This is a genomic window from Kribbella sp. NPDC055071, assembly GCF_053608045.1.
In genome coordinates this window covers 166608-180332 of record NZ_JBSGUS010000016.1, presented here as the reverse complement: position 1 = coordinate 180332, position 13725 = coordinate 166608, and the positions used below count along the sequence as shown (strand labels likewise).

At 67.7% G+C, this 13725-nt stretch carries 14 protein-coding genes; 12 read left to right on the top strand and 2 right to left on the bottom strand.

What is annotated here, in order from left to right; translation table 11 throughout:
* Nucleotides 1-121 precede the first annotated feature (121 nt).
* The 7 genes from ACWF4Z_RS26020 to hutI all read left to right on the top strand — a co-directional run bounded on the left by ACWF4Z_RS26020 (nucleotide 122) and on the right by hutI (nucleotide 7131).
* A complete protein-coding gene (locus tag ACWF4Z_RS26020) occupies nucleotides 122-1123 on the top strand; it encodes an ABC transporter ATP-binding protein (protein WP_452245754.1) in 1002 nt (333 codons plus the stop codon).
* Complete coding sequence (locus ACWF4Z_RS26015) at nucleotides 1120-1776, top strand: ABC transporter permease (protein WP_452245753.1); 657 nt, start codon at nucleotides 1120-1122, stop codon at nucleotides 1774-1776. The genes ACWF4Z_RS26020 and ACWF4Z_RS26015 overlap by 4 nt, the downstream gene beginning before the upstream one ends.
* 1 nt (nucleotide 1777) lies before the next feature.
* On the top strand, nucleotides 1778-2428 hold the full coding sequence (locus ACWF4Z_RS26010; RefSeq protein WP_452245752.1) for an ABC transporter permease: 651 nt from the start codon (nucleotides 1778-1780) through the stop codon (nucleotides 2426-2428).
* A gap of 108 nt (nucleotides 2429-2536) precedes the next feature.
* On the top strand, nucleotides 2537-3460 hold the full coding sequence (locus ACWF4Z_RS26005; protein WP_452245751.1) for an ABC transporter substrate-binding protein: 924 nt from the start codon (nucleotides 2537-2539) through the stop codon (nucleotides 3458-3460).
* A 7-nt stretch (nucleotides 3461-3467) separates the two neighbouring features.
* Nucleotides 3468-4664, top strand: a complete 1197-nt coding sequence (locus ACWF4Z_RS26000) for an allantoate amidohydrolase (RefSeq protein ID WP_452245750.1) — start codon at nucleotides 3468-3470, stop codon at nucleotides 4662-4664.
* On the top strand, nucleotides 4661-5971 hold the full coding sequence (locus tag ACWF4Z_RS25995) for a formimidoylglutamate deiminase (RefSeq protein WP_452245749.1): 1311 nt from the start codon (nucleotides 4661-4663) through the stop codon (nucleotides 5969-5971). Before ACWF4Z_RS26000 ends, ACWF4Z_RS25995 begins: the two co-directional genes overlap by 4 nt.
* Nucleotides 5968-7131, top strand: coding sequence for an imidazolonepropionase (hutI, locus tag ACWF4Z_RS25990; protein WP_452245748.1), 1164 nt, complete (start codon nucleotides 5968-5970; stop codon nucleotides 7129-7131). The genes ACWF4Z_RS25995 and hutI overlap by 4 nt, the downstream gene beginning before the upstream one ends.
* Nucleotides 7132-7194: 63 nt before the next feature.
* Here hutI and ACWF4Z_RS25985 read toward each other — a convergent pair whose 3' ends face one another.
* Nucleotides 7195-8052 (bottom strand): DUF559 domain-containing protein, encoded by an 858-nt coding sequence (locus tag ACWF4Z_RS25985; protein WP_452245805.1) that lies wholly within the window; start codon nucleotides 8050-8052, stop codon nucleotides 7195-7197.
* 356 nt (nucleotides 8053-8408) lie between these two features.
* Here ACWF4Z_RS25985 and ACWF4Z_RS25980 point away from each other — a divergent pair, with 356 nt between their 5' ends.
* Nucleotides 8409-8801 (top strand): phosphoribosyltransferase family protein, encoded by a 393-nt coding sequence (locus tag ACWF4Z_RS25980; protein ID WP_452245747.1) that lies wholly within the window; start codon nucleotides 8409-8411, stop codon nucleotides 8799-8801.
* On the opposite strand, the gene ACWF4Z_RS25975 is transcribed toward ACWF4Z_RS25980, so the two are convergent.
* On the bottom strand, nucleotides 8798-9283 hold the full coding sequence (locus ACWF4Z_RS25975) for a GNAT family N-acetyltransferase (protein ID WP_452245746.1): 486 nt from the start codon (nucleotides 9281-9283) through the stop codon (nucleotides 8798-8800). The genes ACWF4Z_RS25980 and ACWF4Z_RS25975 overlap by 4 nt on opposite strands.
* A 246-nt stretch (nucleotides 9284-9529) precedes the next feature.
* Here ACWF4Z_RS25975 and dnaK point away from each other — a divergent pair, with 246 nt between their 5' ends.
* The 4 genes from dnaK to ACWF4Z_RS25955 are packed head-to-tail and all read left to right on the top strand — an operon-like array spanning nucleotide 9530 to nucleotide 13721.
* Entirely contained in the window at nucleotides 9530-11383 is a 1854-nt protein-coding gene (gene dnaK, locus ACWF4Z_RS25970; protein ID WP_452245745.1) for a molecular chaperone DnaK, read from the top strand.
* Nucleotides 11380-12063, top strand: coding sequence for a nucleotide exchange factor GrpE (gene grpE / locus ACWF4Z_RS25965; protein WP_452245744.1), 684 nt, complete (start codon nucleotides 11380-11382; stop codon nucleotides 12061-12063). The genes dnaK and grpE overlap by 4 nt, the downstream gene beginning before the upstream one ends.
* 27 nt (nucleotides 12064-12090) lie before the next feature.
* Complete coding sequence (gene dnaJ / locus ACWF4Z_RS25960; RefSeq protein WP_452245743.1) at nucleotides 12091-13266, top strand: molecular chaperone DnaJ; 1176 nt, start codon at nucleotides 12091-12093, stop codon at nucleotides 13264-13266.
* Entirely contained in the window at nucleotides 13266-13721 is a 456-nt protein-coding gene (locus ACWF4Z_RS25955; protein WP_452245742.1) for a heat shock protein transcriptional repressor HspR, read from the top strand. Before dnaJ ends, ACWF4Z_RS25955 begins: the two co-directional genes overlap by 1 nt.
* The last annotated feature ends 4 nt before the right edge of the window (nucleotides 13722-13725 follow it).

Sequence of the window (13725 nt, the reverse complement as noted above, 5' to 3'; positions counted from 1 at the left end):
CGTGGCAATGCCTACCGCTATGGTGCACTTTCCCAGAGAACGAGAAACCGTGCGATCAGGTGGCATCGGTCTGTCGTTCCGCTAGGGTCGTTCGGGCGACCAACGAGCGCGAAGGGGCGCCATGATCGAGTTCGAGGACGTCACCAAGCGGTATCCGGACGGCACCGTCGCCGTCGACTCCCTGTCTTTGCGGATCCCGAGCAATGAGATCACCGTGTTCGTCGGCCCGTCCGGCTGCGGCAAGACCACGTCGCTACGGATGATCAACCGGACCATCGAGCGGACCAGTGGGACGATCTCGATCGACGGTGAGGACATCAACGGCAAGGACGAGGTCACGCTGCGGCGCGGCATCGGATACGTGATCCAGAACGCCGGACTGTTCCCACACAAGACGGTGGTCGACAACATCGGGACCGTGCCCAGCCTGCTGGGCTGGGACAAACGCCGTACGCAGAACGTCGCGATGGAGCTGCTCGAGCGCGTCGGCCTGGACCCCAAGCTGGCCAAGCGGTATCCGGCCCAGCTGTCCGGGGGCCAGCAGCAACGAGTCGGCGTCGCCCGCGCGCTCGCCGCCGACCCGAAGATCATGCTGATGGACGAGCCGTTCAGCGCGGTCGACCCGATCGTGCGGCATCAGCTGCAGGAGGAGTTGCTCCGGCTGCAGCGTGACATCGGCAAGACGATCGTGTTCGTCACGCACGACATCGACGAGGCGATCAAGCTCGGTGACAACGTCGCCGTACTGCAGGTCGGCGGTCACCTGGCCCAGTTCGCACCGCCGGCGGAGCTGCTGGCGAATCCGGTCAACGACTTCGTTCGCGACTTCGTCGGACAGGACCGCGGTTACCGGGCCCTTACATTTCTGCACAACGACCTGCAGGTCAAGCCGTTGCCACCCGAGCTCGCGCTGCAGGACGGCGTACCGATCGGCTGGCGGAACGGTAGCGGTCCGGACGAGTTGCTTCCGGTCGGCTCGGTGTTCAAGCAGGGTGATTCGCTGCGCGCCGCGTTGGACTCCGTGCTGACGTCCCCGAAGGGCTACGGCGTCTGCGTCGACGACGACGGCCGCGCCATCGGGGTGGTCGACCAGAACACCGTCGCAGAAGCCCTCCGCTCATGAGTTGGATCGGCAACAACACCGGACTGATCTGGGAGCAGTTGCGGGAGCACATCTATCTCGCGATCCTGCCGGTGATCATCGGGCTGATCATCTCGGTGCCGCTCGGGTACGTCGCCACCCGCTATTCCTGGTTGGCGAATCCGCTCATCGCGTTCGGCGGCATCCTCTACTCGCTGCCGTCGATCGCCTTGTTCATCGTGCTGCCGGCCATCCTCGGTACCAAGGTGCTCTCGACGATCAACATCGTGGTCGCGTTGACCATCTATACGGTCTCGCTGCTGATCCGGAACGTGATCGACGGACTCCGATCCGTGCCACCGGAGGTCCGGCAGTCCGCGATCGCGGTCGGGTACGGGCCGCTGCATCGACTGATCGCGGTCGACCTGCCGATCGCCGTGCCCGTGATCTTCACCGGGTTGCGCGTGGTCACGGTCGCGAACATCTCGATGGTGAGTGTCGGTGCGGTGATCGGGATCGGTGGACTGGGCGAGCTGTTCACGCTCGGATTCCAGAAGGCCTTCCTCACGCCGGTGGTGGTGGGCGTGGTGTTGTCGCTGTTGCTGGCGCTGTGCGCGGACCTGATCCTCGTCACATTGCAGCGGGTGCTGACGCCGTGGGCTCGCGTTGCGACCCCGGTGGGAGAGGTGGCCTGACATGTGGGAGTTCCTGAGCGACGGGGTCAACTGGTCCGGGAACGAAGGGATCTGGGCGCGGATCGTCCAGCACCTCTGGTACACGTTCGCGGCACTCGGCCTCTCCGTGCTGATCGCGTTGCCGGTCGGTCTGCTGATCGGGCACACGAAGCGCGGCGCGTTCCTGGCGATCAACCTGGGCAACGCCGCCCGTGCCCTGCCCAGCCTGGGTCTGCTGATGCTCGCCGTCCTGCTGACCGATCAGATCGGCTTCCTACCGGTGCTGATCGCGCTGGTGGCCCTCGGTGTCCCGCCGATCCTGGCGTCGACGTACGCCGGTCTGTCCGGTGTCGATCCGGCCACGATCGACGCGGCGCGGGGGATGGGGATGACCGGCCGCGAGATCCTGACCAGGGTGGAGATCCCGATCGGGCTGCCGCTGATCATCTCCGGTGTCCGCAGCGCGACCCTGCAGATCGTCTCGACCGCGACGATCGCCGCGCTGGTGTCGCTGGGTGGTCTGGGCCGGTACGTCGTCGACGGGCTGAAGCTCCGTGACTTCCCGCAGATGTTCTCCGGTGCGCTCCTGGTGGCGTTGCTGGCGATCGCGCTCGACGCACTCTTCGCGCTGATCGGGTGGCTCACCGTCTCACGGGGGCTCAAGATCGGCTGAACTGTCCGTCGTACCTGATCAAATGGCATCTGCTTGTACCCGCTGTACCGCCCCAACGAAACATCCATCGGCACCGGCCGGTGGCTGACGAGAACACTGGAGGCTCTCGTGTTGAGATCCACACTCATCCGCACTGCGATCGCCGGAGTGGCGGTGCTCGGCCTGACCGGCTGTGGGGGTGGGGGCGACCAGCTCGGCAACGACAACGCCGGCTCCTCGCCCGCGCCGTCGAAGGTCACCAGCATCACCGTCGGGTCCGCCGACTTCTCCGAGAGCCAGCTGCTGGCCGAGATCTACGGTCAGGCGCTGGCGACCAAGGGCATCGAGGTCAAGAAGAAGCCCAACATCGGTAACCGCGAGACCTACATGGCCGCGCTCAAGGACGGTTCGATCGATCTGGTCCCGGAGTACACCGGCGCCGCGCTGGCGTACTTCGACAAGAACTCGACCGAGACCGACCCGCAGAAGGCCTACGACGCGCTGAAGAAGGCGTTGACGCCCGGCCTGGAGGTCCTGACGATGTCGCCGGCGACCGACGAGGACACCATCGTGGTGACCAAGGCGACCGCGGACAAGTACAGCCTGAAGTCGATCGGCGACCTCAAGGGCAAGAACCTGATCGCCGGTGGTAGCTCCGAGTTCAAGGTCCGGACCGCCGGGCTGAAGGGCATGAAGGAGAAGTACGACGTCGACTTCAAGGAGTACAAGACCCTGGACGCCGGTGGTCCGCTGAGCATCAAGGCGCTCGAGGACAACACCATCCAGGTGACCGACCTGTTCACCACGCAGTCGGTGATCAAGGACAAGGGCCTGGTCCAGCTGGACGACCCGGAGAACATCCTCCCGCCGAACAACATCGTTCCGTTGATCCGGACCGACCACAAGTCCGACGACGTCGTGGCCACGCTGGACGCGGTCGACGCCAAGCTGACCACCGATGCACTGACCGACCTGGTCAAGCGGATCGACGTCGGCAAGGAGAGCGCGGACGCGGTCGCGAAGGACTGGCTGTCGAAGAACCCCCTGTCCTGAGGCTGTCTTGAGCTTCGAATCCCTCTGGGCGGACCAGTCCGCCATCGGCCGGAGCCGCGAAACCGGCGGCTACCACCGAGGCGGCTGGACCCCCACCGAACGCGACGCGACGCACTGGTTCCTCGACCAGTGCGCCGCCCGCAACCTCCCCGTCCAGTCCGACGGCATAGGCAACCTCATCGCCTGGTGGGACCCGCACACAACGCCAGGCACCCCGGGGGTTGTTACTGGGAGCCATCTGGATTCGGTTCTTGAGGGCGGGGCTTTTGATGGGCCTCTTGGGGTTGTTTCGGCGTTGGCTGCGGTGGATTTGTTGCGGGCTGAGGGGTTTGAGCCTGGCGTACCGATCGGGGTGGGTGCGTTTGTGGAGGAAGAAGGGTCGCGGTTCGGGATGCCTTGTTTGGGGTCTCGGGTTGCGGCGGGGGTGTTGCCGGGTGCGAAGGCGCTCGCGTTGCAGGACCGTTCTGGTGTGACGCTGGCTCAGGCGTTGGAGAGCGCCGGGATCGATCCGGCAGGCGTAGGACCATCGCCGTTGCTGCAACGGATGGGGACGTTCGTCGAGCTGCACGTGGAGCAGGGTCGTGGGCTGACGGCGCCGGTGGGTGTGGCCAGTTCGATCTGGCCGCACGGCAGGTTCCGGTTCACCTTCACCGGCGAGGCGAACCATGCCGGCACGACGTTGATGGAAGACCGCCACGACCCGATGCTCACCTACGCGATGACGGCCCTCGCCGCCAACAAACAAGCCCGTCTCGCCGGCGCCCGCGCGACGTTCGGCCGGATCTCGGTCGAGCCCAACGGCACGAACGCCGTACCGTCACAGGTCACCGCCTGGCTGGACGCGCGCGCCGCGGACGACGCAACCCTGCAGTCGTTGCTCGAGGCAATCACTCGGCAAGCGACGGAACGAGCCGAGCGCGACGGCACGACGCTCGAAGTCACCGCCGAGTCCGTCTCGCCGATCGTGGACTTTCCGGCCGGCCTGCGCGACCGGCTCTCCGGCGTACTGGGTGGCGCGCCGATCCTCCCGACCGGCGCCGGACACGACGCCGGGGTCTTCTCCGCGGCGGGCATCCCGACCGCGATGCTGTTCGTCCGCAACCCGACCGGCGTCTCCCACTCACCCGCGGAGTACGCCGAAATGGACGACTGTCTCGCGGGCGTCGACGCGCTGGCCGCCGTACTGAAGGATCTCGCGAAGTGACGTCGTACTGGTGCTCGACCGCTCTCCTGCCCACCGGCCTCGCCGTCGGCGTCCTGATCACCGTCGCCGACGGACGCTTCACCTCCGTCACGGCCGCCGCGGACCCGGGCGACGCCGTACGCCTCAACGGACTCGTCCTGCCCGGCCTGGCGAACTGCCACAGCCACGCGTTCCACCGGGCATTGCGCGGCCGGACGCAGACCGAGCGCGGCACCTTCTGGACCTGGCGCGAGCAGATGTACGCCGTCGCCTCGGCCCTGACACCTGACACGTATTACGACCTCGCCCGAGCCGTGTACGGCGAGATGCTGCTCGCCGGGATCACCGCAGTCGGCGAATTCCACTACTTGCATCACGCTCCCGGTGGTCGAAGGTACGACGACCCGAACGCCATGGGTGCGGCATTGATCGCGGCCGCGCGCGATGCGGGGATCCGGATCGCCTTGCTGGACACGTGTTACGTCGCCGGCGGGATCGACCAGCCACTCAACGAGGTGCAACAACGCTTCAGCGACGGCGATGCGACCGGCTGGGCCGCGCGGGTCTCGGACCTCACCGGCTCCGACGATGTCGTGATCGGCGCGGCCGCGCACTCGATCCGTGGCGTGCCGCAAGAGCAGCTCGGTGTGGTCGCCTCCGCGTTTCCCGACGTACCACTCCACATCCACCTCTCCGAGCAAGTCGCGGAGAACACCGCCTGCCAGGACGCCTACGGCCGGACGCCGGCCCAGGTCCTGGACGAGGCCGGATTCCTCAGCGGTCGGACGAGTGCCGTCCACGCGACCCACCTCACCGCTGTCGATGTCGGCCTGCTCGGCAGCTCCGCCGCGTACTCGTGTTTCTGCCCGACCACCGAGCGGGACCTGGCCGACGGAATCGGGCCGTCGGTGGCGTTGCGCGACGCCGGGTCGGCCCTGACGCTCGGATCGGACAGTCACGCGGTGATCGACCTGTTCGAGGAGATGCGCGCGGTCGAGCTCGACGAACGCCTCGCCGCCCAGGAGCGCGGCCACTGGTCGGCCCCGGAATTGTTGCGCGCAGCAACCGTCGACGGTCACCGGTCGATCGGGTTCGCCGACGCCGGCGCGATCGAGGTCGGCGCACGGGCCGATCTGGTCGCGGTGACGGTGGACAGCGTGCGTACGGCGGGGACCGGCGGCACCGTGGAGACGGCCGTCTTCGCCGCATCTGCTGCGGATGTGCGCGATGTGGTTGTCTCAGGCAAGCATCTGGTGGTCGACGGCAATCATGTGAAGCTCGATGTGGCGAGCGACTTGGCCGCATCGATCGCGGCGGTGGCCGGATGACCTCTCTGTTGCTGACCAACATCGGTTCGCTGGTGACGAACGATCCGGGCCGCGGCGATCTGCTCGGTGAGCTGCACGACGCGGCGCTGGTGATCGAGGGCAGCAAGGTCGCGTGGGTCGGCTCCAGGCTCGACGCGCCACCGGCTGACTCGTCGCTGGACGTCGGCGGCCGCGCGGTGATCCCAGGGTTCGTGGACTCGCACTCGCATCTGGTGTTCGCCGGTGACCGGGCCGAGGAATTCGCGGCCCGGATGACGGGTACGCCGTACTCCGCCGGAGGGATCCGCACGACGGTCGCGGCGACCCGGCAGGCGACGGACGAGCAACTGACCGCGAACGTGGCCCGCCTGGTGACCGAGATGCGACGGCAGGGGACGACCGCGGTCGAGATCAAATCCGGGTACGGGCTGACGGTTGGCGACGAGGCCCGAGCTCTCGAGATCGCGGGTCACTTCACCGACGAGACGACGTACCTCGGTGCGCATGTCGTTCCCGCCGAGTACGCCGATGACCCCGCGGGCTACGTATCCCTGGTGACCGGCCCGATGCTCGACGCGGCCGCCGGCCACGCGAAGTGGATCGATGTGTTCGTCGAGCGTGGGGCGTTCGACGAGGACCAGGGCCGGGCGATCCTGACCGCCGGCCTCGAGCGCGGCCTGCAGGCCCGGGTCCACGCCAACCAACTCGGCGAAGGTCCCGGCGTACAGCTGGCCTGCGAGGTGGGTGCCGCCGCGGCCGACCACTGCACCTACCTCACCGACGCCGACATCGACGCCCTGGCGTCAACCGGCGTAGTAGCCGGCCTTCTCCCGGCCATCGAGTTCTCCACCCGCTCGCCGTACCCCGACGCCCGCCGCCTCCTGGACGCCGGCGTCACCGTGGCCCTGGCCACCGACTGCAACCCAGGCTCCGGCTACTCGTCGTCCATGCCCTTCTGCATCGCCCTGGCCGTCCGCGAAATGCACCTGACCCCCGCCGAAGCCCTCTGGTCCGCCACGGCAGGCGGCGCCGCCTCCCTCCGCCGCACCGACATAGGCCACCTGACCCCAGGCGCCCAAGCCAACCTCACCATCCTCAACGCCCCCACCCACCTACACCTCTCCTACCGCCCCGGCGTACCCCTCGTATCCCAGGTGTATCTCGGCGGTCGGCCGGTGTAGAACGCGGACCGCCCCCACTCACCAAGTGCCGGGCAATTTGTCGCCGCACGCTCGACCCCACACTCAAGCTGCTCGCAACACAACCTTCGTGAGTGGGGCAAGTCCGGTTGCCCGTCCCACCGCGTCCACCACCCAGCCAGCGTCGTACATAACGTCTTCCCAGCTGAAGCGCAGCACCGTCCAGCCGCGGATCGTCAGGTTCACCTGCCTGCGGCAGTCCTTGACCAGCGCGCGGCGGGTGCCGTGATGCTCGAAGCCTTCTGCCTCCAGATCGATCCGCAGACCCGGGTGTGCCAGGTCGAGCCGGGCTGAGAATTCTCGGTCCTGTACCACGAGCTGCGGGACGAACCCGACGATTCCGTGCTCGATCAGCAGAGCTCGCAGGGCAGATTCCAGCACTGACTCGGCTCGTCCGTCGGCCAGCTCGGCAACGCGCTGGATGCGTCGGCAGTTCGGTCCTCGGAGTTTGCCGGTGGCTTCCACGAGCTCGTCGTGGGTCAGATGCCCGGCGTGGATAGCCGAGTCCACCACAGCAAGCGCCTCGCCCAGGGGCAGGGTTCTGAGGCAATCGATCGACGTCTGTAGGGGAGTCGTCACATCGTCCAGCGCGGCGACGTCCGCCCAATGCAGGACACAGGCGAGGCCGGTTCGACGCCGAACCCGTCCCGGTGGCAGCGTGACGTGCGGTAAGGACGGAGGATGGATCACGCCTAGTCCCCAATGCTGTGCGGCGCTCAGGTGAGACACCACACCACCCTGGCTGCGCGCGGCAGTCAACGCGGCCGGTGCCTCCAGCAACGCGTACACGCCTTTGGCGACGCGGCGCACTTGTCCTGTGCTCAACGCGTTGCGGATAGCACGGGCTGAGACGAGAGCGCGTAATTCAGCAAAGGTCGCGGTTCCGCCCCGTCGGCCCAGCACCTCGACAACATCCGCCACGGCTCAATGGTGGCGGATGCGTCCTCTTCGTGCCCCGTGTTATCCACAGGTGGACGTCCGCCACTCACCAAGGGACGGCACGCGCGAACCAACCGGACTTTTGTGGGCAGATCCGATGGTTGGTGAGTGGCGGACGTCCGGTACTAATCGAGATGCATGAAGGGAGGCGCCAGCGTCACCATGGGGATATGAGCGGAGAGTTGCGGGTTCGGCTTCGGGAGGGGTTTCGGTGGCGGACGGATCGCGGGGTCTGAAGTAGTTACGCGGACGTCACCGGGTGGTGGCGGGACGCGGAGGTGCTGCGCGAGGTCGGGGCGGCGCTTGGGGGGCTGTATGACGTGAGGCCGACGGTCGTGGTGGGGCCGGCGTCTCGGGGGTTGCTGGTGGGGGCGTTGACGGCGGCCGCGGTGGGGGTCGGGTTTGTCGAGCTCCGGAAGGACCGCGGGCCGGTGACGGACAGTGACCGGTGGGTTTCGCGTACGACGGGGCCCGACTATCAGGACCGGCATGTCGTGTTCGGGTTCCGGCGGCAGCTTGTCCGGGCCGGCGACCGGGTGCTGATGGTCGACGACTGGGCTGACACCGGAGCTACCGCCCGGACGGCGAAGGAGTTGGTCGAGGAGTGCGGGGCGCAGTGGATCGGTGCCGCGTGCATCGTCGACGGCCTCACCGATCCGCGGCTACGGCACGACCTTCCGCTGCGGGCACTCCTGGACGTACGACAGCTCTAATCCGCCAGGTCCTTGGCCACCAACGCCGTTGTAGTGCCGTCGGCGAGGCGTTGTTTGGCTACCTCGACGTAGCCGCGGGCGGTGTGGAAGGCGAGGCCCGGGACGTTGGGCGGGTCGGAGCGGACGCGGGCGACCGCGCGGTCGAAGGGCTTGGCGGCTCGTTCGATCGCGCGGTAGACCGCGGTGGCCAGGCCCTTGCGGCGGTGCTCGGCGTCGACCACGATCCGCTCGATGAACAGGAAGCGGTCCGCGTAGGTCTGGGCGAACCAGCCGAACTCGAGACCGTCGTACGCCGATCCCGGGGTGAAGGTGAGGACGAATCCGGCCGGGCGGCCGTCCAGGTCGACCACGACGGCGTGGGCCGCGATCAGGCGGAGCCAGTCCAGCCGGTCGGGTCCGAGCGGCTCGACCAGACCTTCCGCTGCGGCATTCAGGGCGAGTACCGCGGCGTCGTCAGCGGAGGTCATCGGGCGGAGCTTCACGCTGCCACCTTCCCACGGTAAGCGCTTGCTGCGGGAGGGGTCACCCTGGGTGAACCCTGGCGCGGACCCGGAAATCGGGGGGTGCCCTTGGGAATGACCTGACCCATGTGCCATGTTGAGTCTAGTGAACTCAAGTTTGGAGCCGCACCACTGTCGTTTGCCGAGCTCATCGCCGGCGAGGATTTGAACCGGGGCCGGCGAACAGGCAACATTGAGTCTGCATCACTCAACTCGTGGAGGTAAAGCATGGCCCGCGCGGTCGGTATCGATCTCGGTACGACGAACTCTGTCATCGCCGTACTGGAAGGTGGCGAGCCCACCGTCATTCCTAACGCCGAGGGAGCGCGGACGACGCCCTCGGTGGTGGCATTCGCCAAGAACGGCGAGGTCCTGGTCGGCGAGGTGGCCAAGCGACAGGCCACCACGAACGTCGACCGCACCATCCGCTCCGTCAAGCGCCACATGGGCGAAAACTGGAGCGTTGACATCGATGGCAAGAAGTTCACGCCGCAGCAGATCAGCGCGTTCGTGCTGCAGAAGCTGAAGCGCGACGCCGAGGCGTACCTCGGGGAGCAGGTCACGGACGCGGTCATCACCGTGCCGGCCTACTTCTCCGACGCGCAGCGCCAGGCGACCAAGGAGGCCGGCGAGATCGCGGGCCTGAAGGTGCACCGCATCGTCAACGAGCCGACCGCGGCCGCACTGGCCTACGGTCTGGACAAGGGCACCGAGCAGACCATCCTGGTCTTCGACCTCGGTGGTGGCACGTTCGACGTGTCGCTGCTGGAGATCGGCGACGGCGTCTTCGAGGTGAAGGCGACCAGCGGTGACAACCACCTCGGTGGTGACGACTGGGACAACCGGATCGTGCAGTGGCTGGTGACCCAGTTCAAGAACAAGAACGGCACCGACCTGTCCGGCGACAAGATGGCCATGCAGCGCCTCACCGAGGCCGCCGAGAAGGCCAAGATCGAGCTGTCGGCCGCGGCCGAGACGACGATCCACCTGCCGTACCTGAGCCTGACCGAGTCCGGCCCGCTGCACCTGGAGGAGAAGCTCTCCCGGGCCGAGTTCCAGAAGCTCACCAACGACCTGCTCGAGCGCGCCCGCGCGCCGTTCAAGGCCGTCATCAAGGACGCCGGTATCGACGTCAGCAAGATCGACCACGTGATCCTGGTCGGCGGTTCGACCCGGATGCCGGCCGTTGCCGAGCTGGTCAAGGAGCTGACCGGTGGCAAGGACCCGAACAAGGGCGTGAACCCGGACGAGGTCGTCGCCGTCGGCGCCAGCCTGCAGGCCGGTGTGCTGAAGGGTGAGGTCAAGGACGTCCTGCTGCTCGACGTGACCCCGCTGAGCCTCGGTATCGAGACCAAGGGTGGCGTCTTCACCAAGATCATCGAGCGCAACACCACGATCCCGACCAAGGGTTCGGAGATCTTCACCACGGCCGAGGACAACCAGCCGTCGGTGATGATCCAGGTGTACCAGGGCGAGCGGGAGATGGCGCGCGACAACAAGTCGCTCGGCAACTTCGAGCTGACCGGGCTGCCGCCGGCACCCCGGAACGTGCCGCAGATCGAGGTCACCTTCGACATCGACGCGAACGGCATCGTCCACGTCAACGCCAAGGACCTTGCCACCGGCAAGGAGCAGCGGATGACGGTGACCGGTGGCTCCGCGCTGCCGAAGACCGACATCGACCAGATGGTCCGCGACGCCGAGCAGTACGCCGAGGAGGACCGCAAGCGCCGCGAGGCCGTCGAGTCCCGTAACCAGGCGGAGGGCTTGGTCTACCAGACCGAGAAGTTCCTGCAGGAGAACGAGGACAAGGTCCCCGACGACGTCAAGACCGAGGTCAAGGACGGCGTCGCGGAGCTGAAGAAGGCGCTCGAGGGCACCGACGACGACGCGATCAAGGCCGCGTCGGAGAAGCTCGCCCAGTCCAGCCAGAAGATGGGTGCCGCGATGTACGCGAACGCCCAGGCGGCCGGCGGATCCACGGACGAGAGCACCTCCTCGGACAGCTCGACCGACGACGACGTCGTGGACGCCGAGATCGTCGACGAGGACCGGCCGCAGGACAAGACGGAGGACAAGTGACGGACCGACCGACTGGCAGCGAGTTCGGCGACGGTGAGCCCGTCGTCCGGGACAAGCGCCGGATCGACCCGGACACCGGCGCGCCCCGGGAGGCCGCGGAGCAGTCCGCGGCCCCCGGGCCGGCCGCCCCGGCGGCACAACCGCCGCGGGACCCGTCCGACCTGATCGGCCCGTCGGCCCAGGAGGCCCTGCTGACCGAGGCGCTGAAGGAGCGTACGGCGGACCTGCAGCGACTGCAGGCCGAGTACGTCAACTACAAGCGCCGCGTCGACCGGGACCGGGAGGCGAGCCGCGAGCTCGTCATCGGCTCGGTGCTGACCGAGCTGCTCGGGATCCTGGACGACGTCGGCCGGGCCCGCGAGGCGGGCGAGCTGGAAGGCGCGTTCAAGGCGGTCGCCGAATCGCTGGAGCGGGTCACCGAGAAGCTCGGCCTGGTGAAGTTCGGTGAGAAGGGTGATGCCTTCGACCCGCGCGTGCACGAGGCTCTGCTGCACAACTACTCCGACGAGGTCGACGGTCCGACCGCGACGATGGTGATGCAGCCGGGGTACCGCCTCGGCGAGCGGATCCTGCGGCCGGCCCGGGTGGCCGTCTCGGAACCGACCGAGCAACTGCCGGCCGAGGCCGTCAAGGCCGACGGACCGGTGGAGAGCACTGATGAAGACCAGGCCGCGGAGTAATTCACACGACTGGAGGGGAGGCGCCGGATGAGTACGAAGGACTGGATCGAGAAGGACTTCTACAAGGTTCTCGGCGTCTCCAAGACCGCCGAACAGGACGAGATCAAGAAGTCCTACCGCAAGCTGGCGCGGAAGTACCACCCGGACTCCAATCAGGGTGACGCCTCCGCGGAGGCCAAGTTCAAGGAGGTCTCCGAGGCGTACGACGTCGTCGGTGACCCCAAGAAGCGCAAGGAGTACGACGAGGCACGCCGGCTGTTCGGCAGCGGCGGCTTCCGGATGCCGGGTGGCAGCGGTCAGGGCGGCGGCGGATTCAACTTCGACGTCGGCGATCTCTTCAACCGCGGTGGCGGCACGGCCGGCGGTGCCGGTGGTGGCCTCGGCGACATCCTCGGCGGCATGTTCGGCGGCGGTGGCAGGACCACGACCACGTCGACGGCCCGGCCACGGCGCGGCGCGGACATCGAGACCGAGGCGTCGATCGAGTTCGCCGAAGCGGTGAACGGCGTCACCGTCGCGCTGCGGATGACCAGCGACGAGCCGTGCAAGACCTGCCGGGGGACCGGCGCGAAGTACGGCACGGTGCCGAAGGTCTGCCTCAAGTGCGAAGGCACCGGGATGCAGACGTCGGTCCAGGGTGGCGTGTTCGCGATGACCGAGCCGTGCACCGAGTGCAAGGGTCGCGGTCTGGTCGTCGACGAGCCGTGCGAGACCTGCCACGGCTCCGGTCGCGGCCAGTCGAGCAAGACCATGCAGGTCCGCATCCCCGCGGGCGTGCAGGACGGTCAGCGGATCCGGCTGAAGGGCAAGGGCGCGGCCGGCGAGCGCGGTGGCCCCTCGGGCGACCTCTACGTCACCGTGCACGTGCACACGCACCGGATCTTCGGCCGTCAGGGCGAGCACCTGACGCTGAACGTCCCGGTGAGCTTCACCGAGGCCGCGCTGGGCGCCGAGATCAAGGTCCCGACGCTGGACGGCATGCCCGTCACGGTCCGGATCCCCGCTGGTACGGCGAACGGCAGCAAGCTGCGCGTCCGTGGCAAGGGGTCGGTCCGGCGGGACGGTTCGAAGGGCGACCTCCTGCTCACGATCGAGGTGCAGGTGCCGCACGAGTTGACCGACGAGCAGCGCGCCAAGCTGCAGGAGTTCAACTCGGCATCTGAGCACCCAGACCTGCGGGCCGGGTTGTTCGGGAGCTCCTGATGGGCGTCCCGTTCAATCAGGCGCCGACCTGGGACGACCGCACCCCGATCTACGTGATCTCGGTGGCGGCCCAGCTGGCCGGCATGCACCCGCAGACCCTGCGCCAGTACGACCGGCTCGGATTGGTCACGCCGAGCCGGGCGTCCGGCCGGGGCCGGCGGTACTCCGCGCACGACGTGGCGAGGCTTCGCTACGTGCAGCACCTGTCCCAGGAAGAGGGCATCAACCTCGCGGGAATTCGGCACATTCTCGCGCTACAGTCGGAAGTGGAAGGCCTGCGGACGCGGGTCAACCAGCTACTGGCAGAAGTTCAGCGTGGCGTCGGTGTGTCCCGGCAGAGCAGCAACAGCCGGGTCTTCTCCGCCGGTCCGGCAGGCGATGTGATCGCCATGGGTCGGCAGCAGACGACGACGCGCTGGATCCGGACACAGCCTCTCGAGCTGGGTCCGCGCTGACCGG